At 65.8% G+C, this 20,858-nt stretch carries 18 protein-coding genes; 10 read left to right on the plus strand and 8 right to left on the minus strand.

Annotated elements, in window-relative coordinates; genetic code table 11:
- Nucleotide 1 precedes the first annotated feature (1 nt).
- Genes ACOGXC_RS00560 through ACOGXC_RS00580 form a run of 5 tightly spaced genes read left to right on the plus strand, consistent with a single transcriptional unit; the run spans nt 2 to nt 8,026 of the window.
- Nucleotides 2-1,321, plus strand: coding sequence for an acyl-CoA dehydrogenase family protein (locus ACOGXC_RS00560; RefSeq protein ID WP_419918801.1), 1,320 nt, complete (start codon nt 2-4; stop codon nt 1,319-1,321).
- 7 nt (nt 1,322-1,328) lie between these two features.
- On the plus strand, nt 1,329-1,655 hold the full coding sequence (locus ACOGXC_RS00565) for a hypothetical protein (protein WP_419918802.1): 327 nt from the start codon (nt 1,329-1,331) through the stop codon (nt 1,653-1,655).
- Nucleotides 1,652-3,163, plus strand: coding sequence for a hypothetical protein (locus ACOGXC_RS00570; RefSeq protein WP_419918803.1), 1,512 nt, complete (start codon nt 1,652-1,654; stop codon nt 3,161-3,163). The genes ACOGXC_RS00565 and ACOGXC_RS00570 overlap by 4 nt, the downstream gene beginning before the upstream one ends.
- A gap of 19 nt (nt 3,164-3,182) precedes the next feature.
- A complete protein-coding gene (locus tag ACOGXC_RS00575) occupies nt 3,183-5,222 on the plus strand; it encodes an ABC transporter ATP-binding protein (protein ID WP_419918804.1) in 2,040 nt (679 codons plus the stop codon).
- The gene (locus ACOGXC_RS00580) at nt 5,222-8,026 is read left to right on the plus strand and encodes an ABC transporter permease subunit (RefSeq protein ID WP_419918805.1); all 2,805 of its coding nucleotides are present in this window, start codon (nt 5,222-5,224) and stop codon (nt 8,024-8,026) included. The genes ACOGXC_RS00575 and ACOGXC_RS00580 overlap by 1 nt, the downstream gene beginning before the upstream one ends.
- 95 nt (nt 8,027-8,121) lie before the next feature.
- On the opposite strand, the gene ACOGXC_RS00585 is transcribed toward ACOGXC_RS00580, so the two are convergent.
- Nucleotides 8,122-8,928 (minus strand): SDR family NAD(P)-dependent oxidoreductase, encoded by an 807-nt coding sequence (locus ACOGXC_RS00585; protein WP_419918806.1) that lies wholly within the window; start codon nt 8,926-8,928, stop codon nt 8,122-8,124.
- Nucleotides 8,929-8,976: 48 nt separating this feature from the next.
- Complete coding sequence (locus ACOGXC_RS00590; protein WP_419918807.1) at nt 8,977-10,014, minus strand: hypothetical protein; 1,038 nt, start codon at nt 10,012-10,014, stop codon at nt 8,977-8,979.
- A 79-nt stretch (nt 10,015-10,093) separates the two neighbouring features.
- Between ACOGXC_RS00590 and ACOGXC_RS00595 the strand changes: the two genes are divergently transcribed.
- The 4 genes from ACOGXC_RS00595 (at nt 10,094) to ACOGXC_RS00610 (ending at nt 13,143) form a co-directional block, all read left to right on the plus strand.
- Nucleotides 10,094-10,549 carry a hypothetical protein gene (locus tag ACOGXC_RS00595; protein WP_419918808.1) on the plus strand — a complete coding sequence of 152 codons (456 nt, stop codon included), beginning with the start codon at nt 10,094-10,096 and terminating at the stop codon, nt 10,547-10,549.
- A 72-nt stretch (nt 10,550-10,621) separates the two neighbouring features.
- Entirely contained in the window at nt 10,622-11,449 is an 828-nt protein-coding gene (locus ACOGXC_RS00600; protein ID WP_419918809.1) for a DUF3891 family protein, read from the plus strand.
- A gap of 70 nt (nt 11,450-11,519) precedes the next feature.
- Nucleotides 11,520-12,434, plus strand: a complete 915-nt coding sequence (locus ACOGXC_RS00605; RefSeq protein ID WP_419918810.1) for a hypothetical protein — start codon at nt 11,520-11,522, stop codon at nt 12,432-12,434.
- Between the two features lie 49 nt (nt 12,435-12,483).
- Nucleotides 12,484-13,143: a hypothetical protein gene (locus ACOGXC_RS00610; RefSeq protein WP_419918811.1), complete on the plus strand. Its 660-nt coding sequence runs from the start codon at nt 12,484-12,486 to the stop codon at nt 13,141-13,143.
- A 64-nt stretch (nt 13,144-13,207) separates the two neighbouring features.
- On the opposite strand, the gene ACOGXC_RS00615 is transcribed toward ACOGXC_RS00610, so the two are convergent.
- From ACOGXC_RS00615 to ACOGXC_RS00630, 4 genes are all read right to left on the minus strand, one after another.
- Nucleotides 13,208-14,212: a hypothetical protein gene (locus ACOGXC_RS00615; RefSeq protein ID WP_419918812.1), complete on the minus strand. Its 1,005-nt coding sequence runs from the start codon at nt 14,210-14,212 to the stop codon at nt 13,208-13,210.
- A 13-nt stretch (nt 14,213-14,225) separates the two neighbouring features.
- Nucleotides 14,226-14,981: a hypothetical protein gene (locus ACOGXC_RS00620; protein ID WP_419918813.1), complete on the minus strand. Its 756-nt coding sequence runs from the start codon at nt 14,979-14,981 to the stop codon at nt 14,226-14,228.
- Nucleotides 14,978-16,198, minus strand: a complete 1,221-nt coding sequence (locus ACOGXC_RS00625) for a Rieske 2Fe-2S domain-containing protein (protein ID WP_419918814.1) — start codon at nt 16,196-16,198, stop codon at nt 14,978-14,980. Before ACOGXC_RS00625 ends, ACOGXC_RS00620 begins: the two co-directional genes overlap by 4 nt.
- A gap of 131 nt (nt 16,199-16,329) precedes the next feature.
- Nucleotides 16,330-17,142 carry an oxidoreductase gene (locus ACOGXC_RS00630; protein ID WP_419918815.1) on the minus strand — a complete coding sequence of 271 codons (813 nt, stop codon included), beginning with the start codon at nt 17,140-17,142 and terminating at the stop codon, nt 16,330-16,332.
- Nucleotides 17,143-17,323: 181 nt separating this feature from the next.
- Between ACOGXC_RS00630 and ACOGXC_RS00635 the strand changes: the two genes are divergently transcribed.
- On the plus strand, nt 17,324-18,148 hold the full coding sequence (locus tag ACOGXC_RS00635; RefSeq protein WP_419918816.1) for an HpcH/HpaI aldolase/citrate lyase family protein: 825 nt from the start codon (nt 17,324-17,326) through the stop codon (nt 18,146-18,148).
- Nucleotides 18,149-18,190: 42 nt separating this feature from the next.
- Here the strand turns inward: ACOGXC_RS00635 and ACOGXC_RS00640 are convergent, their stop codons facing one another.
- Complete coding sequence (locus ACOGXC_RS00640; RefSeq protein ID WP_419918817.1) at nt 18,191-19,789, minus strand: nitrilase-related carbon-nitrogen hydrolase; 1,599 nt, start codon at nt 19,787-19,789, stop codon at nt 18,191-18,193.
- 147 nt (nt 19,790-19,936) lie between these two features.
- Nucleotides 19,937-20,722 carry an IclR family transcriptional regulator gene (locus ACOGXC_RS00645; RefSeq protein WP_419918818.1) on the minus strand — a complete coding sequence of 262 codons (786 nt, stop codon included), beginning with the start codon at nt 20,720-20,722 and terminating at the stop codon, nt 19,937-19,939.
- Nucleotides 20,723-20,858: the final 136 nt, after the last annotated feature.

A 20,858-nucleotide genomic window follows, 5' to 3' on the forward strand; every position in this document is an offset into this window, starting at 1 on the left:
TGTGACCAGCCATCGAAACGCGGCCTCGCCGGGCCGGACCACCGGAGAACTGCTCGTCGAGGACATGACCGAGGCCGAGCATGATCGGGCCAGGCGGGTCGAATCGGTGCTGGCTGCCCTGGCCGACCGAGCTGCTGAGGCTGATCGATTGGGGGAGTTCCCCCTGGAGCATGTTCGAACGATCTCTGAGGCAGGTTTGCTGGGGCTCACGGTGCCGGTGGTTTACGGGGGCCTGGGCGGTGGGTTGCGCGACTTGGCGGCGGCTACCTTCGCCATGGCCACTGCCTGCCCGTCAACCTCGCTGGCTTACTTCTTCCAGTGCAGCGGATCGTCTCGCGGGCTGCTGCCTCTGGCGGCCATCGATGCCGGCTTGTTTTCCGACGACGAAGTGCCCGCAGTGCGGGCGTTTGGCGAGAAGGTGCTGCGCCGCATGGGCATCGAGGGACGGTGGGTGGCCAACTTCGCCAGCGAGTCGGTGCGCACCAAGAACGCGGCGGTCACCATCGCCACCGAGGCGTCGCGTACCACTGGGGGATGGCTTGTGAATGGGGTCAAGTCGTTCGGATGTGCCACCGGGGTGGCTGACGATTACCTCGTCACCGCCAAGCTCGACACCGGTGACACCGCAGAGTTCTTGGCCGTGTTCCTGATTCCCCGGGACACTCCGGGGGTTAGCGAGCGAACCAAGTGGGACGCTATAGGCATGCGGGCCACCGCCACTCACGGCATAGTGCTGGAGAACGCTTTCGTGCCCGACGAGAATGCGCTGACCGTGCCGGCAGTGTTCGTCAAGATGACCCAGGTGAGCCGGGGTAGCTTCGTCGGCAACCAGGTGGCGCTGTCTTCGGTTTACGTAGGCGCAGCCCAGGCGGTCTACGACTTCGCTTTGCGTTTTCTGACCACTACCACTTATCACGGCACCGACGAACCCATAGGCGGCAGCGATGTGAACCGCCAGCTTGTGGGCAAAATGCGGGCTCACCTGGACACCGCCTACTTGTGGGCTCGTCGCCAGATTCGCCTCGAAACATCGAACCCCGAGATCCTCCCCAAGGACGATGTGGTGGCCAATTGGCGGATTGCCAAGGGGGAGATCGCCGACAACTGCTTCCAGGTGGCGGTGCATGCACTCAAAGCCTGCGGTACGGGCAACACCGGGATGGAAGGGATGGTTTCTCGGGGGCTGCGTGACCTGTCTATGGGCTTGGTTCAGGGGTTTCCTGCCGAGCGAGGTCGCCTCGAGGCGGCTGCTTACCACGTATTCGGAAAAGAAGGCGACCAGTTCGGAACTACCGGATCCAAAACCGGGGGTGGGGAATGAACCGGTTGTGGTTGCGCCCCTGTGCAATGACATCAGCGATTGGCATTATCACTACCGGGGGTGGGCAATGAACCGGTTGTGGTTGCGCCCCTGGTTCTTTCCGGGGTTGGGGGCGTTTTTGTACCTGACCGGGATGAACGACGAACTGCTGCACCGGATCGGTAACTGGTGGCTGGATTTCGGGCGGTGGGTGCAAACCGCAGTGGTGCTGGTGGTGCTGGTGCTGATCGCCTACTTCGTGCTGGACCGGTTCAACCGCCGCCGCTCTGCCTATCGCACGGCCATTCAGTCCGCTGGTATCAATGATCCGAACCCAATGAGAGGTGTCCAATGATCTCTGCTGACATCGCCCGCCGTCGCCCGAAATCGGGCATTTTCCGGCTTGCCGGGCTGTTTTTGGCTATCGCAATGGTTGTCGCCGCCTGCTCGCAGTCAACCGGTGAGGATCAAGCCGACCCGGCTGCCACCCCCGCCACCCAGGCCACTCCCGCCGAGCAGCCTGCGCCTAGCGACGAGACCGGTAACGGTGAACCCGATGGCGGTGAACCGGATGCGGGCGACCCCGATGCGGGTGAACCCGATACGGGCGGGACCGGTAATGGTGAACCCGGCGCGGCCTCCGGGGGCCTGGTGCCCGCTGGGCCCGACACCCCCGGGGTGAGCGACGACAAGGTGACCATCTCGTTCATTGTCACCGACACCTCGGCGGTGGCGGCCGCGTTCGGGTGGGAAACCCCCGATGAAGGCGACCGCAAGGCTCAGATCGAAGCCCTGATCGATCATTTCAACGCCGAAGGTGGCTTTGCCGGCCGCCAGATAGATGCCAAGGTCACCGTGTTCAACGCCATCACCGACGGTCCGGTGGCCGAAGAAGCCCTTTGCAACGCCATAACCCAGGACGACAAGGCCTTCGCGGTGGTCATGACCGGGCAGTTGCAGGAAAACGCCCGACCCTGCTACAAGAACGCCAACACTCTTATGCTCGATGCCACGCTTTATCCGGTGGATAACGTGGGGTTCGAGGAGTTGGCCCCCTACTACTGGTCGCCGCTGCTTCCCTCCTACGACGATCTGGTGGGCGGGCTCGCCGCCGGGCTCATAGCCGACAACTGGTTCGATGGAGCCACGCTGGGGGTTATCGCCATCGACTCCGAACTCAACAAGCGGGTCTACGAGCAGCAGTTCTCCCCCCGGTTGGACGCTGCCGGTGTGGAGGTGGCCTCCTACAACACGATAGACCCAACCGATGCCACCTCGTTCAACAACGACCAGCTCCAAGCCATCATCAATTTCAAGGAAGCGGGAGTGGACAAGGTGGTGGCCATTGGCGGATCGCGGTTGGTGTCGTGGTTCATCGAAACCAGCATCACCCAGAACTACGCGCCCGCTTACGCCGTTACCAGCTACGACGCTCCCGAGTTCAACGTGTTCAACTTTCCCGAGATGATGCCGGGGGCGAGCGGTATCAGCGTGCTGCCCGGATATGACGTGGAGGACGACCAGTACCCGTTTCCCGCCAACCCCGCCGAGCAGGAATGTGCCGGCATCTTCAGCGGTGCCGGGCTGGAGTTCACCGAGCGGGCCAACATCCGCACCGGGCTGATCTTCTGCGATGCTCTTCGCCTGCTGGCGGCTGCTTCCCCGCACCTGTCCGAAGTGAGCGCCCAGGGGGTGAGCGAGGCGGTTTGGAGCCTGGGTGACGATTTCCAGCCCGCATCGGTGTACGGGGTGGAGTTCACCGAGGGCAGCTACGCCGGCGGAAAGGTGTACCGGCTTTTCCGGTTCGATGCCGAATGCGAGTGCATGACCCTGATCAGCGGCCCCAAGAACTTCGGCGAGTAAATCGACCGGAACCGAACCTATGGACAGCGAGATCGAGGGGTGTCCGGGTGATCCTCGCCTGTTGATCGCCGTCTCGTGGCAGGGGGCGGCCCTGGCCTCGCCGCTGCCGGTTCTGCTGTTCAGGCGGGGCGAGATAGCCGGCAACCTCGACCGGGTGGGCACGCTAACAGGTGAGGTTGCCCTGCTGGGAGCGGTTGCCGTGGTGGCCGCACTGGTTGTCCCCCGGTTGCGCGACAAGCTACCGGCGGGGGTGACGCTGCTGCTCGGTGGGTTGCTGGCCTCGGCCGGCCTGGGCCTGATGGCGTGGACGGTGGAGTTACCCCTGTTCACCGGGGGCGGGGTGCTGCTCGCGGTGGGGGCAGCACCCTTCCTGGTAACCCACCGGGTTCTTCTGGCCACCGATGTGCGCCCCGCCGACCGGTTTCGCACGCTGTCGTTGTACTGGGCGGCAGTAGCGGCCGGAGCGTCGTGGCCCCTGCTGGTTGGTGCCCTCACTCCGGTGGCCTACGGCACGGTGCTGTGGATCAGCGCGGCGATCATGCTGGTCGGAGTGCTGCTGGTGGGACCTCACGCCCTGGTTCACGACGAGGACCAGGAGGTGGAGGACACCGTCGCCCGAACCGATGCGCCCTGGGCCCGCCGATCCTACGCAGCCGCCTTCGCGGTGGGTGCGGTGGTGATCGGCGGGGCCGATGCCGCCCAGTCGCTCCTCCTGGGGGAATGGCAACGCAGCGCGGCCCAGAACGCCGCGGTGCTGGGGGCAGGGGCGGGGGCCGGGGCCCTGATCAGCTTGCTGGGGCCGTGGTACCACCGGTTGCACCGGCTCACCGGTAGTCGCCGGGCCGATGCCATCGGAACCCAGCTTGTGGTGGCCGGCATCCTGGTGTTCTTGGGGGGCTTGTCGTTCACCTACATCGGGCTGGTGGTGTGCTGGCTGGTGGCCGGCGGTGCCGTTGCCATGGCCGCTGCCGGGTTGGATGCCGCCGTGTTCGCCGGGCTGGCCCCCGCCGTGCGGCGGGCAGTGGCTGCTCGCCAAGTTCTCTGGGTGGGCCTCGGCGGGCTGGCGGTATCGCTGGTCAACGCCCACCTCATCGGGGCGTGGTCGGACCAGTGGAAGATCGGGTGGATGGGGCTGGTGCTGGTGGGCGTGGGCGGGGCGGTGCGCCGGTTCGCCACCCCGGCTCGTGCGGCCCACGCAGCCGTGACCGAGGCTCGGGCAACCAGCGTGCCTCGCCGGGTTCATGCCCGTGACCAGGGCCCGCTGCTGCTGGTCGAGCAGGTATCGGTGGCCTACGGACCGGTTCAGGTGCTGTTCGATGTCGAACTCCGAGTGGAGGAGGGGGCGGTGGTCGCCCTTTTGGGCACCAACGGCGCGGGCAAGACCACTTTGCTGCGAGCAATATCAGGGCTTGAGCCAACCACGGGTGGCCGCATCCTGTACACCGGCTTGGACATAACCAAAACCCGCCCCACCTGGCGGGTCGGCATGGGGCTTCATCAGATTGTCGGGGGCGAGGCGGTGGTCGGTCCCCTCACCGTGGCCGACAACCTTCGCCTCTTCGGTTACGGCACCCACCGTTCCCGCCGTGACCAGGTGATCGCCGAGGCCTACGAGTTGTTCCCCCGCCTGGCCGAACGGTCGAACCAGCGGGCGGCCACCCTGTCGGGCGGCGAGAAGCAGATGCTCTCGCTGGCCAAGGCCATCATCAAGCCCCCCCACCTTTTGCTGATCGACGAGTTCTCGCTCGGCCTGGCCCCGACGGTGATTGCCGACCTGCTTCCGGTGGTTCGCCGCATTGCCGACCGGGGCGCAGCGGTGCTGCTGGTGGAGCAGTCGGTCAACATTGCGCTGTCAGTCGCCGACCACGCCTACGTGATGGAGAAGGGTGAGATCGGCTACTCGGGCCCGGCCGAGCAGCTCCGGGCCCAACCCGACTTGTTGCAGGCCGCCTATCTCGAAGGCTTGGCCCTGGCCCTGCGTGACCACGGCGATCTCGCTGGTGATCCCCCGCCCGGTGGGGTGCGGCCCGGTGACCCCCTGTCCGGTGGGGTGCGGTGATGGGGTCTTTTGATGTCTCGGGCCCTTTGCTGCTACTGGGCACGATCTTCGGTACGGGCTACGCCTTGCTGGGCATAGGTCTGGTGCTGGCCTACCGGTCGAGCGGATTCATCAACTTCGCCCATGGCTCAATCGGCCTGGTGGCCGCGGCGATGATGTCGGTGGTGGTCAACGACTACGGGGTGCCCTACTGGCTGGGCTTCATCGGGGCGCTCATCGTGGCGGCGCTCATAGCCGCCGGCATCGAGGCCTTCGTGGTTCGCAAGCTGGCCGCGGCCCCCAAAGTGCTGTCGATGGTGGCCACCCTGGGGGCAGCCGAGGCCTTGTTGCTGCTGGCGTTGTCCTTCTCCAAGGGGGGCTTGGGCGGCGGAAGTTTCCCCCAGCCATCGGGATTCCCCCAGTTCGACCTCACCGTGTTCGTGTCGCCGTCGGCAACGGCGCTGTTGTGCTTGTCGCCGGTTGTGGTGGTGGGGCTCTACCTGTTTCTCCAGCGGAGCCGGTTCGGCCTGGCCATCCGGGGGGCGGCGGCCAATCCCGACTCGGCCACCCTGGCCGGCGTGGATCCCCGCTACATGGCCATGCTGTCGTGGGCGCTGGCCGGGGCCATAGCGGCATTCGCGGCCATGCTCATCATCCCCAACCAGCCCACGGTCACCCCTGACGGCCTCGGCCCCGATTTCATCATCCGGGGGTTGGCGGTAGCGGCGCTGGCCCGATTCGCCAACCTTCCCGTGGCCCTCGTGGCCGGTTTGGGGATCGGGGTGGGCGAGCAGATCCTGGCAACCAACCCCGAGGCCACCGGATGGTTCGAGGTGGCCCTCTTCCTGCTCATCGGTGTGGGGGTGGCCTTGCGGGTGCGCTCCGACAGGGAGCCGGCGGAGCGTTGGTCCAGCTTGGCACCCGCAAGCCGACTGCCCGACTCGTACCGCAACATCTGGCTGATCCGGAACTTCGGCTGGGTGGTGGGGGGTGCAGGGGCCCTGGTAGCGGCGCTGGTTCCCCTGGGGATCAGCAACCGTTCGGCGTTCGTGCTGTCCACCGTGGTTGCTTTTGCCACCATTGGCATCTCGGTGAGTTTTCTGACCGGTTTGGCCGGTCAACTCTCACTGGGGCAGGTGGCCTTTGCCGCCATCGGCGCGGTGGTCGGGGTGCGGGTGGCCACCAGCACCGGGAGCCTGCTGCTGGGCCTTTTGTGCGGTGGAGCGGTGGGGGCGGCGGTGTCGGTCGGTGTGGGGCTGCCCGCGCTGCGCGTGCAGGGCCTGCTGCTGGCCATCGCCACCCTGGCCTTTGCCCTGGCCACTTTCAGTTGGTTGCTTCGCCAGGACTGGGCATTCGGCGCCGGCCTGCCTTCGCGCCCGGCGAGCGTGCTCGGCATTGGCCTCACCACCTCGCGACAGTTCTATTTCGTGGCGCTGGCTATGTTCGTTGCCGTTCTGGCCATTGCCAGCTTGCTGCGGCGCTCCTCGTTCGGGCGTTCGCTGGTGGCAGTGCGGGACAACGAGGCCGCGGCCCGGGTGTTGCAGATCGCTCCCCGGCGCTTGCTGTTGCAGGCCTATGCCTTCGCCGGGTTCGTGGCCGGAATCGGGGGGGTGGTGCTGGCCATGAGCAACACCTTTGTCAGCCGCAGCATCTTCACTCCCAGCGACAGCATCAACGTGGTGTCGGTGGCCGTCATCGGCGGTTTGTCGGAGCTGACCGGACCCCTTTTCGGCGCGGCCTACTTGATAGGCATCCCCGGGTTCTTCGATCTCGAACTGTCGGCTCTGGCTGGTCTGAACGCGGCGTGGCTGATTTTGATCCTGGAGCAGCCTCGGGGCCTCCACGGGCTGCTGGCCACCACCCGCCGCAATCTCATCGATCTGATTGCCCGGCTCCGTGGTATCGACCCCGGAACAGCCCGCAACGAGGCCACCCTGCCCGAAACAGGCCCGTCATCGACGGTGGGCGCGGGTGCGGTGGGCGATCAGGCTCGGGCGGGTGATGGGGCGGGTGCGGTTTCCGGGCAGGCTCGGGCGGGCGCTGGCGTGGCGCTGGAGGTTCGGGGGCTTACCAAGCGGTTTGGTGGGCTGGTGGCTGTGGGTGACGTGTCGTTCAGCGTCAGCCCCGGTGAGACGCTGGGGTTGATCGGCCCCAACGGTGCCGGCAAGACCACCTTGTTCGAGATGATCAGTGGCTATTTGCGGCCGGATGCGGGCACGGTGGTCTTCGACGGCACCGATATAACCCGCATGCCCCCGGAGACCCGCAGCCGCCGGGGCTTGGTGCGTTCCTTCCAGAATGCTTCGCTGTTTTCCACCATGACACCCCGGGACATCGTTTTTCTGGCCATCCAGCGGGCAAGGGGACATCGCTTCGTGGTGGGGGGGTCGCGGGCCGAGCACCGGCTCGAGGACGAGGCATCGGAGACGCTGGCCGCCTTCGGTTTGGGCCGGCTGGCCGACCAGCCCGTCAGCCTGCTGTCCACCGGCACCCGCCGCATCGTCGAGCTGGCCGCCAACGTCTCGCTGCGCCCCCGCCTGCTTTTGATGGACGAGCCGTCGGCCGGTATAGCCCAGGCCGAAACGGAGGCTCTGGGTGAGGTGATCACCCGTATCCGCGATACCTACCGCATCACGCTGGTGGTGATCGAGCACGACATGCCCCTGCTGAGTTCCATCTGCGACCGCATGATTGCCCTGGAGGTGGGATCGGTCATTGCCAGGGGAGCTCCTCACGAGGTGCAGACCGACCCTGCGGTGGTACGGAGCTACCTGGGCGGCGATCCTGCCGCCATTGCCCGCAGCGGCTCCATCGCCGGCCTCTGACCCCGGCTTCGCGGCGCTTCATCGCCGGCCTCTGACCCCGGCTTCGCGGCGCTTGGTGTTGTGGTGATCCCGGTTTCGCGGCGCTCCGCGAAGCTTCACGCCCCCTTGATGGTGGCGAACAGATCACGTTTTCGGAACGCAGCGGTCATGAACCGGGCGATGGCCTTGCGGCGGGTCAGCCACGCCACTCGGGCCCCGGATTTGTCGGTGGCCAGAATGTGATCGGCCAGCCAGGGGGTAACCGTATGGACCTCGTCGCCCAGGATGTTGAAGATCTTCTTGGACTTCTCCCACTCCTCTGAAGTGAGGTCGTAATCGCCGATGAGCAGGTCGGTCACGACGATGCCCGGCGAGACGATGCAGACCTGTACCGGGGTGTCGGCAGTGTCCTTGAGCAGGGCTTTTCGCAGGTAGCGCACCGCTCGTTTCGTGGCCCCGTAGGCGACCATGCCGGGCTGGCTGGCACCATCGGAGCCGAACCCCTCGGTGTTCCAGACCTGGCCGTGACCTTGTTGCACCATGTTGGCTATGGCCGTCTTGCTGGCCAGCAGCGCACCGGTCAGGTTGGTTTCCACCACCTCGGCCAGGGCGGTGTCGCTCTGCTCCCACAACGGCTTGCGCTCGATGCTCACCCCCGCGTTGTTGATCCACACATCAATGCCGCCGAATGCCCCCGCGGCATGGTCCCACAACCCCTGGAGTTGCTGAGGATCGGTGATGTCGCAGGGGGCACCGCAGACCTTGGAGGTGCCGTAGTACTGACTCAGTTCGGCCACTGCGGCCTCAACGGCGCTGGCCGAGCGCCCGCTTACGGCTACCCGGCATTGACGCTTGAGGAACTCACGGGCCAACCCGTTGCCGATCCCCCTTGTGCTGCCAGTGATGACGATGCTCTTGGCCATGGTTCGGCCCCTTTCTCGAATGCTACTACCGGTGCGGTTAATCATCGCTCAGCATCGATCCCAACGGTTCACCGCCGGGTGCTCGACAAGCTGCTCCATCTGGCTCACCGACCCTCGACCCAGGCTGGCGGCGATGAAGCAGGAGATGAGGTTGCCGAGCAGTTCCCGGGTGGCCGGTTCGGCGTTGACCGGATCGGGTTCCAGGTAGGAGCGGCCACTGGTGGTGTCCACCGGCCAGCAGATGGCGAAGTGGCCGGTACCTTTGAGCTCGACCAGCCACGAATCTCCCCGGCGGCGCCCGATGGCCTCCTTGAAGGTTCGGTGGATGGGATCATGCGCACCGCCATCATCGCCGGTGGGGTTGTTGCCGGCGGCGTTATCGCTGGTGGGGTTGTTGCCGGTGGGGTTATCGCTGGTGCGGTAGCGGTCGCGGCTGGCGGCGATCACCCCGTCACCGGTCCCGCCGGTCAGCAGTATTGGCACCTTGGCCGGCACCGCCAGAACGGCACCTTCTCCATGCCCCAGATCAACCGCGGTCATGGTATGGGCGGCATAGGTGAAGACGGCCCGCAACCCCGGTACCCACTCGGGGTCACTATTGTGCAGCGCCACCGTGCCCCCGGCCGAATGGCCGCCAACCACCACCCGGTCGAGGTCCAGCATTCCGGTCACCGGGGTGTTGCCAGCAGCCGGAGCCGGATGGGCGAGCGGAGCCAGATGGGCCAGAAGCGGGCCGAGAGCAGTGGATGATGGGCGGGTGCCGATGGTGTCGGGGGTCAGGGCGGACAGGTCGATGCCGGGAGTTATGCCCTGACCCGCGGGCCCCAGCGAGCCGATGATCGCGTAGGTAATCAAGCACAGCCCGTCAGCCACCAGTCGATGAGCCAGCCAGCGGTAACCGTCGGGAGCGACGTTGATGCCGGGCATCATGATCACCACCGGCCAGGGAGCCTCGGCTTCGAGGGCCGGAACCTGCCCGGTGAGGCGAGCCTCCCCGATCCGCCGGTCGTCGCCGGGATAGTAGAGCGTGGCCAAAGCGGCATCCTCGCCGGTGTCGAAGGCGAAGTGCCATCCTCGAACGATCATGCTGCGGCCTCGGTGGTCATTGGTTCCGCTCAGGGGAACGCAGTTTCATTATGCCGCACCACACTCTAGGATTACCGGGGTGAGTGACACCAAGAATTACGGCCCGCCCTCGCTCCGGCCCTACCAGTGCTTCATGGGGCAATGGGAGGGGCTGTGCAAGAGCTTCAGCCCCGGGGGAGAGTTCCTCGAATCCAGCGCGGTGCACATGGATGTGTACTGGATCGACCATCAGGTCTGGCACCTCCACGAGCACTTCGAGTGTCTCTACGGAGTGGGCGAGACCGTATTCGACACCCCGATCCAAGTCGAGGGCAAGCGGTGTTTTGCCGACAGCGAGCAGATCAGCCTCGAAGGCACCGAGCTCACCCCCTACAACTACGTGTTCACCATAGACAGCCGGGTGAGCAACAACATCGTCTACAACAACCACTACTTTCTCGACCCCGACACCCGCCGCATCATCACCCACAAGGTGCGCGACGGGCGCACCAACCTGTTCCAGATCCAGGATTTCGCCCGGGTGCGGCGGCCATGATCGTCCAGAGCGCGGTCGGCGGGGTGCGGCGGCCATGATCGTCCAGAGCGCGGTCGGCGGGGTGCGGCGGCCATGATCGTCCAGAGCGCGGCCAACGGGGTTGGCGATGCTTCGCACTTCGTGATCGCCATGCACCAGCACACTTCGTTCGCCGGAGCCCTGGCTGCCAATTTCGGTAACGATGAGTTCTCCGGCCTCGAGCCGGCCGAGCCCATGCGGTTCGTGGTCGAGCACCACGACCAGGGTTGGGCCGATCTTGACGCGGCGGCCCTCCAGGATCCGGACACCGGACTTCCCTACAACCTGACGGCCACCCCGCTGCCCCAGATCGTGGCCACTTCGGCGGCATCGCCGGCGTTCAACGAGGCCCACCACCCGTTCAGCGGCATCATCTCGTCGATGCATACCTACGGCTTGTACCGGGGCCGGTACGGGCTGAGCGACAAGATCTTTCTCGACCTCATCCCCGAGGATCTGCGCCCCGAGGTGGATGCCATGCTGGAGGCCGAGGAGAGCCGCCAGCGCCGCCTTCAGGGGGATCTGGCGGCGATTGATCCCGATCACGCAACCGATGAGCACCTGTTCCACGCCTACAAGCAACTCCAGTTCTTCGACACGCTCTCGCTGTACTTCCACCTGGCACCCCAGGGCGAGCGGGGCGATTCGGTGTTCCCCAACGTGCCCCGATCGGTGGGCGAGGATGTGTCGGTATCAGTGGTCGAGCATCCCGACGGGGTTTACGGGCTGGATCCGTACCCGTTCGCCACCGATGGCCTCGAGCTGGTCACCGAGGGCCGCTACCTGACCCCCCAGCCTTCCGGTACCGATCTCAGCGCTGTCCTGGCCGCAACGCCGGTGGCCACCCAGACGGTTCGCCTCATAGACGCCACAGAGAGGTGAGCGGGCGGGCCTTTTCCCGGGGTGTGGGGGAGTCTGTTAGCGCAGTTTCCGACGGTTTGGGGTTGGGCAGGTGAGCGGGCGGGCCTTCTCCCGGGGTGTGGGGGAGTGGGTCGGGTCGGCCGAGGTCTACGATGCCGGCGGGCGTTTTGCCGGTACCGGGCGCGATGTCCGGTCGGTGCAGGCCGACGACCGGGCCGGGCGGGTGACGGTCGAGGTCACATTCGACGGGCCGTTCTCGCTGTCGGGGGTCTACACCATCGCCGATCACGGTTCGCATCGGGTTTACGAGGGTCCCCTCAACGTCGGCTTCGCCGAAGCGCTGGGGGATGGCCTGGTGGCGGCTCACAACTACTGGCCGGATTTGGGACTCTCGCAGCGGTTCTTCCTGATGGTGCTGCCCGACGGCACCCGGCAGTTGTCGCTGGCTCTGCTGAGCCGGGGCGAGCGGCTTTGCTGGACGGTCGTGGGTGAATACCAGCGCCGGCCCGATCCAGCTACCACCACGCCACTGACAGCGGAGCCTGCCGCGGAGCCTTCGGGGGACGACCCCGCTGGTGGTCGGGGACAACCACTGCTGCTGAGGTCGGGCTGCTGGTCGGGCCGGTTGCAGCACCTCGACACCGCTCTCGAACCGGCTGGCACGGTCGATCATGTTGAGACGGTGGCCGCCGATCCGGTCGCCAATGATGGCCGCTCGTTTGCGATAGAGCTTTCGGGGCTGGGCTTTGCCGGCGATGCGTCGTTCACCCTCATGGCGGATGGCACTGAGATATGGACCCCGGCGGGCGAGGTGGTGGGTAGCGCGATGCTCAGCGGTGGTCGGGGCTTGAGCGGGCAGTTCCACCACACCGCAGACGGGTTGAGAATGTGGCGGCGCGAGGTGGCCTCACGGGACGGAACCATGAAGGCGGTGCTTTACCTGTGGTACCGGGGCGAGCAATGCCTCGGCGCGGTTTACGGAACCTTGGCTTTCGATCCGGCGTGAGCAGAGCAGAGGTGGCAGCGAGGGCTCGAACAGCGAGGTCTCGAACAAGGTGAGTGGTGATGACAGCTTTGGGGGGGCTTGGCTGGTTAGCGAGTACGTCTATGACCCGGATGGCACCTATCGGGGTTCGGTGGCCCAGCGCCGCGAGGTTGTGCAGATAGCGGAGGGCCACCTGCGGGTTACCCAACTATGCGAGCCTGCGGCCGAGTTGGCAGGCCACCCCATGGCTGGGTTCGCCGGGGAGTGGGTCTTCGAGCTCGAGGTTGCCGGTACCCAGCGTCGCTATCTGGGTCCCGACGTTGTGGGTCTCGGCATCGAATGGCAACCCGGGGCCATGACCGGGCAGGGCTTGTGGCCCCGGTTCGGGTACGAATTCGAGTCCTACAGCGTGCTGGTCGCCCCCGACCGCCAACTCACCGGCGGGTTCTTCTCGCGGGCCGGCCGGTCGGTGGCCGACATCGTGGGAGTGGCGGTTCCGGAATCCTCAGGCATTGCCCCCCGGCTGGACCTGATGGCACCCGCACCCGATCCGGGCGACCGGTGGCATCTGCACCGCGAAGTTGGCCCGATGCTGGTGGCAGTTGCCTGGCCCTCGCCGTCACAGCGCCGCCGCCTGTGGGCAATCAGCGACCGGCTGGGAGCTACCGGAACTGTGCTCACCGAGTTCCTGGATGATGGTGAACGTTCCGTCTCGGTAGTTGTGGGATGAGCGGTCGGGCCTCGGGGCGAATCGGTCCCGGCGATCGCCGGTTCAACCGCAGGCTCAGCGCGGTCTACGAATCTGGTGACCAGGTGAGGGGGCCGAAGACAATTTCGGTCATCCGGTCACCGGAGTAGAGCTTCCAGGCAACCGCCATGGTGTAGCTGCGATCAAGCAGGAACTCCCGCCCCTTGATCTTGAACGCTTCGCTCACATGGTGCTGGGAGGTGTACAGCGCCCGCCCGTAGGCGATGGAATTGCCCCACAGGTCGGGGCCGTCATAGGTGTAGCGGTTGCCGCTGGACCGGGTTCGGGTAAAGGTCAGCGACCGGTTGATGGTTCCAGAAAGTTCCAACCTGTGGTTGGCGCGCACCAGGTCCAGCGGATCGTGGCGGAGGCGCACGCTGACCGGGCCCCGGCGTTGCTGATCGGCACCGAACACCTCGCACTCCCCGGTCCATTCACCCCCGGTGCGGTCGGGCACGGTGTGGGGCCACGCGCCCAGCTCACGCTCGGTGTCTATATGAGCATCAATCCATGCTTTGGTCTCGGGGTTGGTTTCATAGTCGTGGGCGTTGAGATACACCCCGTTGAACACCGCGAAGATGGTGGGTCCCTCGTACAGCAGCGATGAGTACACCTGGGTGACGCCGTCGGGCAGTATCTGGTTCATGGTGTTGAGGTCGGCTCGCCAGCCCGGGGCGTAGTAGTGCGAGTCCACCAGCGACCCGTAGGGATGGCCGGCACCGTAGAAGTCGGGACCTTGGTAGATGCGGTCGTTCCCCCGGTCATCCACGCCGAACTCGAAGTCCCGGATCTCGAAACGGTTGCGCAGCGGCCCGCTGTTCATGAAGTTGCATTGCATCCAGTAGGTGACCTTGCCGTCACCGAACACGCTGGCCCGGCTGACCTTGTTGAAACCGGTGTGGCTGCCATCGGCATCGAACACCGACGGCAAGCCGTACCACTCGCCGGTGATGCGTTGCTGCCACTCCGAGGCTTCGGTGTTGTTCGTTTCACCGGTGATGCGTTGCTGCCACTCCGAGGTTTCGGTGTTGTTCATGGGGGTATTGCTCATGGGGGTCTCCCTTCTAGTCCCGAGCCGCTGTTTTGAGGCTGGCGCGAATGCCGGCGCTGACCTCGGGGCCGAGCAGTTGATCCACCCTGGCCCACACCGGGTCAACCTGGGGGTTGAAGATGGCTTCCCGGTTCCGGGTGTCGCGCCGTTGCCGGTCGTGGGGGGTTGTGCCCTCAACCACCTCATCGGGCACGCCGGCATCCACCAACCTCAACCACTGATCGCGATAGGCGGCCACCGCCCCGAACACCTCCCGAAAAGCGGTTTCGTCGGCGCGGTGGGCCAGCATCCAGGCCGACATGAGCTGCCATTGCCGGGGTGACAAGTGAGCCGGGGTCAGCCCCTGAATCTCTTGGGTAGTGCCATGCACCTCGGTGAGCGGGCCGTAGCAGTGGTCGATGTATGTCAGGTTGGCACCGGGATCCAAGCGGGGGATCAGGTCCAGGTGAAAGGCGTAGTGGGGACCGGCTAGCACGGAATCCACCGTGAAATGAGGCACCGGGCTGGTTGCCGGCGTGAAGGCGAAGCACATGTGGCTGTCCAGGCCGAAGGCTTCGACTGTCATGCCCACATACACCAGGGCAGCCACGTCGTCGCGGGCCAGCACCCGGTGAGTGCCCACCGGGCTACCGTCGATTGCCGAGACCAGCGGTGCGCACAGGGTTTCCTGCAATCCCAGGCGGGATTCGATGGCCTGAACCGTGCCCAGGCAGAGCTCTGCGGCCAGGCTCATGGGGGTCGGGGGCCGTTCGGCCATAGCAGCGCTCATGGTTGCGGTTCCGACGGTGCCTGCCGGCCCGCCGCCTCGGTGACCGGGGCCGCCTCGGTCACCGTGGTTGGGGTCCGCCCGGCCATGGCCTCGCTCACGGTGGGGAACACCCAGGCGTTGGTTAGTTCGGGGTCGGCGGCGCGCCCCGGCGATGGGATCACAGCCGCGGATCTCCTGGTCTCGTCTTCAGGCCGGGCCTCCAGGCTCCAGCCCTTGTCGAGCTGTTCTTTGCGCCAGCGCCGATACGCCAATTGAATCGAGTCCGACTTGACATGCAGCTCGGCCGAGAGGTCGAACGGCAGGAGTTCGGGCCGCTGACCCTCAACGCTGGGTTTATCCTCCCGGAAGATCTTGATGGTTCTCTGGATCGAATTCTTGTCGGCCCATCCACCGGTGAAGAAAGTTCGCAACATGCAGAACTTGGATACGGTGGTGTCCTCATCACGGGGCACGGCTGCGGTGAAGATGCGGATCTCGCCCATGGGCAGGCGCACGATCAGCATCGAGACGTTGGGGGGGTAGAACCCGGTGGTGGTGCTGACCGGCGGGCGCTCCTTCTTGGAGATGAACCTCCACAAACCTGACGGGCGGGGAGGTTCCAGATCCACGGTGGCGGTTACCGATACCAGGTGGCCGTCCTGGCGCTGCTCCTGGAGGTCGAAGTCCTTGATCTCGGGTTCATCGGCGTTGCCGAAGGATCCCGAATGCACGAACGGCGTGTGGGCGATGTCCACGGCGTTCTCCAGCACCCGGTCGTAGTTGGCGTCCCAGGTGAAGTCTCCGGTGACCGCCCGGTAGCCCGCCGCTTTGACCTCGGTGTGCTCCTCGAGGCCGTCCAGCTCGGGCATCGGGGGGCGCTGATCGGGGGGAAGGTCGCCCAGGAACACCCACACGAACCCGTAACGTTCAACGCAGGGATAGGTGTCTACACGGGCTTTTTTGGGGATGGGCGAACCGGCACGGTTAGCGGGAATCTCCACGCAGGCTCCGTCGGGGCCATAGCGCCACCCGTGGTACGGGCACTGTACGCAGTTGCCCACCACCACGCCGCCGGCCAGCGATCCGCCCCGGTGAACGCACAGGTCGGATTGAGCGTTGACGGTACCGTCCGGGCTGCGCCACAGCACCAGGTCGTGGCCATGCACGCGGGCCGGCACCGGCTCGCCGGCGATGTTGTGACCGAACTCTACGGCGTACCAATGGTTGGTGATGAACATGAAAATGACCTCTCGTTGAGAACTCAGGTTGGTCGGGGCATTGATTCGTTTTTCGGGTGTCGGGTTGGCTGGGGCATTGATTCGTTTTTCGGGTGTCGGGTTGGCTGGGGCATTGATTCGTTTTTCGGGTGTCAATTTGGTCGGGGAAGGATCCGGTCACCGCCCCAGAGGGCCCGCACCAGGCGGTCGGTCATCTCCGGGCCGAAGAACCGCTCGCCCATCACGTTGGCCGGATCCCGTTCGGCGATGTTACGCCTCCGGGTGAGGTCATCGGCCGCCAACCGCTCCCGTCGCTCGAGCGGTACGGTCTCGGCTTCGTCCACCCATTGCAGCCATCGATCCACCCGCCGGTGAGCCAACTCGCTCACCTGGTTCAGCCGGGCCTCGTCGTGAGTGCGACCGGGGGTGGTGAAGCAGATGGCCACCTCGCTCAGGGCCTGGCGGACATAAAGCGCCTTGGAGGTGAACGGGGCCAGCCCCTCGTCGGCCCGCAGCTCCAGGAACTCCTCGTTGAGCGGTCCCCAGTACCTGTCCAGCGCCTCGGTGTCCACCATGAGGTCGGAGCGGGGGTTGAAGTCGATGTAGAACCAGAGGTCGGGCAGGGTTCCCCAGGCGATACCCAGATGGGGCACGGAGATGTGGGGCCCCAGCCACGCGGTCACATGCATGTTGGTGAACCCCAGCGGTGGGTTGCCGATCCAGGAGTGAACGAGCCAATCCATCTCGGGACCGGAGTAGCCGGCCAGCCTTCCCGCCGGGTACTCGGCTTCACCCCGGTAGGACTCCAAGTTTTCGGTGCTGGGATCGCGGGTCAACTCGAAGCGGGCCTCGATCTTGACCATGATTTCCTGGGTGATGGACCACAACCGAGCGAACGTCTCGGTGGCATCGGTCGGGCCCCGTTCGTCGAATATGTCCTGGACACCCTTCAGCGTCTCGCGCATGAGTGCTCCCCCGGGTTCGGTCAGACTGATGGGGACGGTTCGCCCTTCAGCGTCTCGCTCATGGGTGTTCCGTTACCATCGGTGGCAAGTTGTTCCGGTAAGCGGAACATTGTTTCATTACTATTGACAGTAGGGCTGAGCCAGCCCGAGTGTCAACCGACTTTGAGGAGCAGAGGCAAACATGAGCCGAACCACGCTCTATGTACCCGGCGACCGACCCGATCTCTTTGACAAGGCCCTGGCCTCGGGGGCGGATGCCATTATCTGCGATCTCGAGGACTCGGTGCCCGAAGCGGCCAAAGCGGCTGCTCGGGTGGCAGTGGATCGCTGGCTCCGGGCCAACTCCGGGGCCCCGGCCTGGGTGCGGGTCAACAACCGTCCCGATCTGTTGGATGCCGATGCCGCTCTGGCGCGGTCGCTGATGGCCGGCGAAGTGAGTTTTGCCGGCGTGGTCGTGCCCAAGGCCGATCCGGCGGCCTGCGGGACCGACTTCGGCAACTGCCCGGTGATGGCGCTCATCGAGTCGGCGGTGGGGGTGGCTCAGATATACGAGATTGCCGCGGTTCCGCAAGTGGTGCGGCTGGCGGTGGGCGAGGCTGATCTGGCTGCGGACATGGGCATGATGCCGTCGGCCGACGCGCTGGAAATGTGGCCGATCCGTACCCGGGTGGTGGTGGCATCGGTGGGAGCCGGTCTCGACGCGCCGTGCGGGCCGGTACCCATCGACCTGGACGATGAGGCGGGATTGGTGACGAGCAGCGAGTCGTTGCGCCGCCACGGGTTCGGGGGCCGGTCGGTGATCCATCCCCGGCAAGTAGCGGCGGTGAACGCGGCCTTCACCCCTTCCGATGATGAGATCGCCTGGGCCGAGGCGGTGATGGCGGCGTTGGAGGAGGCGGCCGCGGCCGGCCGAGCGGTTGCGGTGATTGATGGGAAGTTCATCGACGCCGCGGTGATGCGCCGAGCCCGAGCCGTGCTCAGCCGGGTGATCCGGCTGGGGCTGTGAGTCTCTGGATGGTGGTTGATGGGGGCGGGGAAAGCAACGTGCTCAGCCGGGTGATCCAGCCGGAGTCGTGAGCACGGCGGCTGCTTGCCAGGGTCGCCCGCCCACGAGGTCGGTGTTTTTCGACACCTCCCGGTTCACGGCTCGGCCGGGATGCATCGTCGCCACCAGCAGCTTGTCGCCGGGTGCGGCCCGAGTGATGACCGGGGTGTTGATGGTGCCGTCGTAGGGAGTCGATCGGTTGGGGTTCCAGAGCGAGTCCGCCGGAGGGTCAATCAGCATGGTGGCCGCGGGCGAACCGGGGGGCCCGCAGGCCACCAGGCTTATCCGGTTCTCGGCGGCCCGCTCGACCAGGGCCAGATCACATTCCCAGTTGGCTTCGGGCTGCCAGCACACCACCACCATGTGGGCTCCGGCGATGGCGGCCAGGCGCACGGTTTCGGGATACCGGTGGTCGTCCCCGACAATTACCGCCAAGTCGCCGAAGGGGGTGCGGTACAAGCCCACCGAGTCGCCCAGCCGGGTGGCAGTTCGATGGCGGTCGCTCCGGTGGATCTGCACCTGCTCGTGGACGGCACCGGTGGCCGACCACACCTGGCCGATGTGCTGGGCATCCCGCAGCACGGTGGTTATCACCAGCACACCGGGGGGGACATCATCCGGCACCGGTGTCAACTCCGGAAGCACCACCAATTTGGCTCCGACATCTATGGCGTCGTGCACCAGCTCCGGATTGGAGTGGGCACCGGGTACGCACCCGGCCACCACTTCTGAGGTCGAGGCGGGGGCCGGCCGGATGGTGTGGGGCCGGGCCAGAGGACCGTACACCTCGGGTCGCCGCCGCTGGAGCCTGCCGGGGACGCTGCGGGATAGGTCGAGGTCGGCCACCACCACCGCCTCCCCCGTTCGGGGGCCGATGGCCATGACCGTGCCATCCGGGGCCGTTATCTGGCTCTCCCCGGCCCCTTCCAGCGCCTCGGGGGGCACGCCGAGCGCCTTGCTGAACTCGGGTACCCGTTCGGGGGGCAGCAGCGGGCCGACCTTGTTCGCCGCGGCCACGAACACCCCGTTCTCAACGGCTCGCACAGGGATGTGCAGGGCTGCCTCATCGAGGGCAAACGAGTTGAGGCTGTTCAACAGCAGCCGAGCCCCCCGCACCGCAAATGTTCGGGGTACCTCGAAGGTCACGCCATCCATGCATGCGTACAGCCCCACCGGGCCGAATACGGTGCCGGCCACCGGGCTTGCCCCGGCCCCGGCGCATAGATGGGCTCGTTCGTTTCCCATGAGCATCTGCTTGTCCGCGGTGGCGATGGCTCGGCCCTCGGGGTCGAACAGAACACTGGTCAGGGTGACCTGCCCATCGGCACGAGGCACGGTCACGGCCAGGGCGGTGTAGATGCCGTGTTCGGCGGTTCGTCGGGCCAGCGCCCCCAGCCAGGGTCCGTCGAGGGCCACCGCCACGGATCGGCAGTGGGTGCTGCCTTCGTACAGCGAGATGTGGTTGCAGAACTCGGGCATCACCACCACTTGAGCTCCCTGAGCCGCAGCTTTGTCGAGCATCCGCAAGCAGGTGTCCAGGTTCTTGTCCAGATCAGTACCCGTTGCCAACTGCACTGCCGCTACCCGGACCCGATCCTCCACTGCCTTGCCCTTAGATTGGACCGGTTGGGGGTTGGGCTCCGAGCTTTGTTGACAGCTCTCGGGTGATTTCCACTGCTTTGACTTTAGGTTGGGGGTTGGGCTCCGAGCTTTGTTGACAGCTCTCGGGTGATTTCCACTGCTTTGACTTTAGGTTGGGGGTTGGGCTCCGAGCTTTGTTGACAGCTCTCGGGTGATTTCCACCACGGCGGCGGCCGAGTGGGCGATCTTGTCACGGAAGCGTTCGATGGGTCCGCAGACGCTGATGACCCCTACCGGCCGGTGGTTGTGGTCGAGAATGGGCGCAGCCACCGAGCCGGCATCGTGCTGGCGCTCACCCAGCGATACGGCGAAGCCCTGCCGGCGGATGCTTTGCAGCTCGGTGCGCAGTTCTTCGGCAGACACGATGGTGGACTCCGTCATGGCGTCGAGCGGGTTCTCGGCCAGGTATAGATCGAGCTCCCCCTCGTCCAGCCAGGCCAGGAATGCCTTGGACGACGCGCCGGCGTGAAGGGGGAACGATCCGCCTATGGGCACGGTCATCTTGACCTCGCGAGGAGGGGTTACCTGGGCCACGTATACCCGGCGGTTGCCGTGACGCACCGACAGGGTGGCGGTCTCGCCGGTCTCGGTGCTGAGCCGTTGCATTCCATCCCGGGCCAGGCTTCTGAGGTCGAGTTGATCCCGGTAGGCTGCGGCCAGCTCCAGCACTGCCGGGCCCAGCGAGTACCGGCGGCTATCGGGATCGATGGCCAGCAGGTTGCGGGCCCGCAACGAGGTGAGTATCCGGTGGATGACCGCCTTGGATGCCCCCAGCTCCCTGGATATCTCGGTTACTCCCAGAGTGCCCGACGAGTCGGCAAACAGAAACAGAACGTCAACGGCCCGGTCGATGGCTGCCACGCTCCGCCCTGCTTCGGTCGTTGGAGAGGTCACGCTCCGCCCTGCTTCGGTCATTGAGCTTGCCTTTTCTCCTGCTGCGCTCAAGGACGGCAATTTTATCGCATACCTGTTGCCCATGGTTGCCAACAACCATCCCGATAAGGAACACTGGGAACAATGTTCCCCTGGG

This window comes from Candidatus Poriferisocius sp. (genome assembly GCF_965202595.1).
In the GTDB taxonomy this organism is placed as follows: Bacteria; Actinomycetota; Acidimicrobiia; order Acidimicrobiales; family Bin134; genus Poriferisocius.

Bases quoted from the DNA above. Each gene is read 5' to 3' on its own strand.
- ACOGXC_RS00570 (WP_419918803.1), top strand. From the start codon at position 1,652: ATGATCTCTGCTGACATCGCCCGCCGTCGCCCGAAATCGGGCATTTTC.
- ACOGXC_RS00575 (WP_419918804.1), top strand. From the start codon at position 3,183: ATGGACAGCGAGATCGAGGGGTGTCCGGGTGATCCTCGCCTGTTGATC.
- ACOGXC_RS00580 (WP_419918805.1), top strand. From the start codon at position 5,222: ATGGGGTCTTTTGATGTCTCGGGCCCTTTGCTGCTACTGGGCACGATC.
- ACOGXC_RS00585 (WP_419918806.1), bottom strand. From the start codon at position 8,928: ATGGCCAAGAGCATCGTCATCACTGGCAGCACAAGGGGGATCGGCAAC.
- ACOGXC_RS00590 (WP_419918807.1), bottom strand. From the start codon at position 10,014: ATGATCGTTCGAGGATGGCACTTCGCCTTCGACACCGGCGAGGATGCC.
- ACOGXC_RS00600 (WP_419918809.1), top strand. From the start codon at position 10,622: ATGATCGTCCAGAGCGCGGCCAACGGGGTTGGCGATGCTTCGCACTTC.
- ACOGXC_RS00615 (WP_419918812.1), bottom strand. From the start codon at position 14,212: ATGAGCAATACCCCCATGAACAACACCGAAACCTCGGAGTGGCAGCAA.
- ACOGXC_RS00620 (WP_419918813.1), bottom strand. From the start codon at position 14,981: ATGAGCGCTGCTATGGCCGAACGGCCCCCGACCCCCATGAGCCTGGCC.
- ACOGXC_RS00625 (WP_419918814.1), bottom strand. From the start codon at position 16,198: ATGTTCATCACCAACCATTGGTACGCCGTAGAGTTCGGTCACAACATC.
- ACOGXC_RS00630 (WP_419918815.1), bottom strand. From the start codon at position 17,142: ATGCGCGAGACGCTGAAGGGTGTCCAGGACATATTCGACGAACGGGGC.
- ACOGXC_RS00635 (WP_419918816.1), top strand. From the start codon at position 17,324: ATGAGCCGAACCACGCTCTATGTACCCGGCGACCGACCCGATCTCTTT.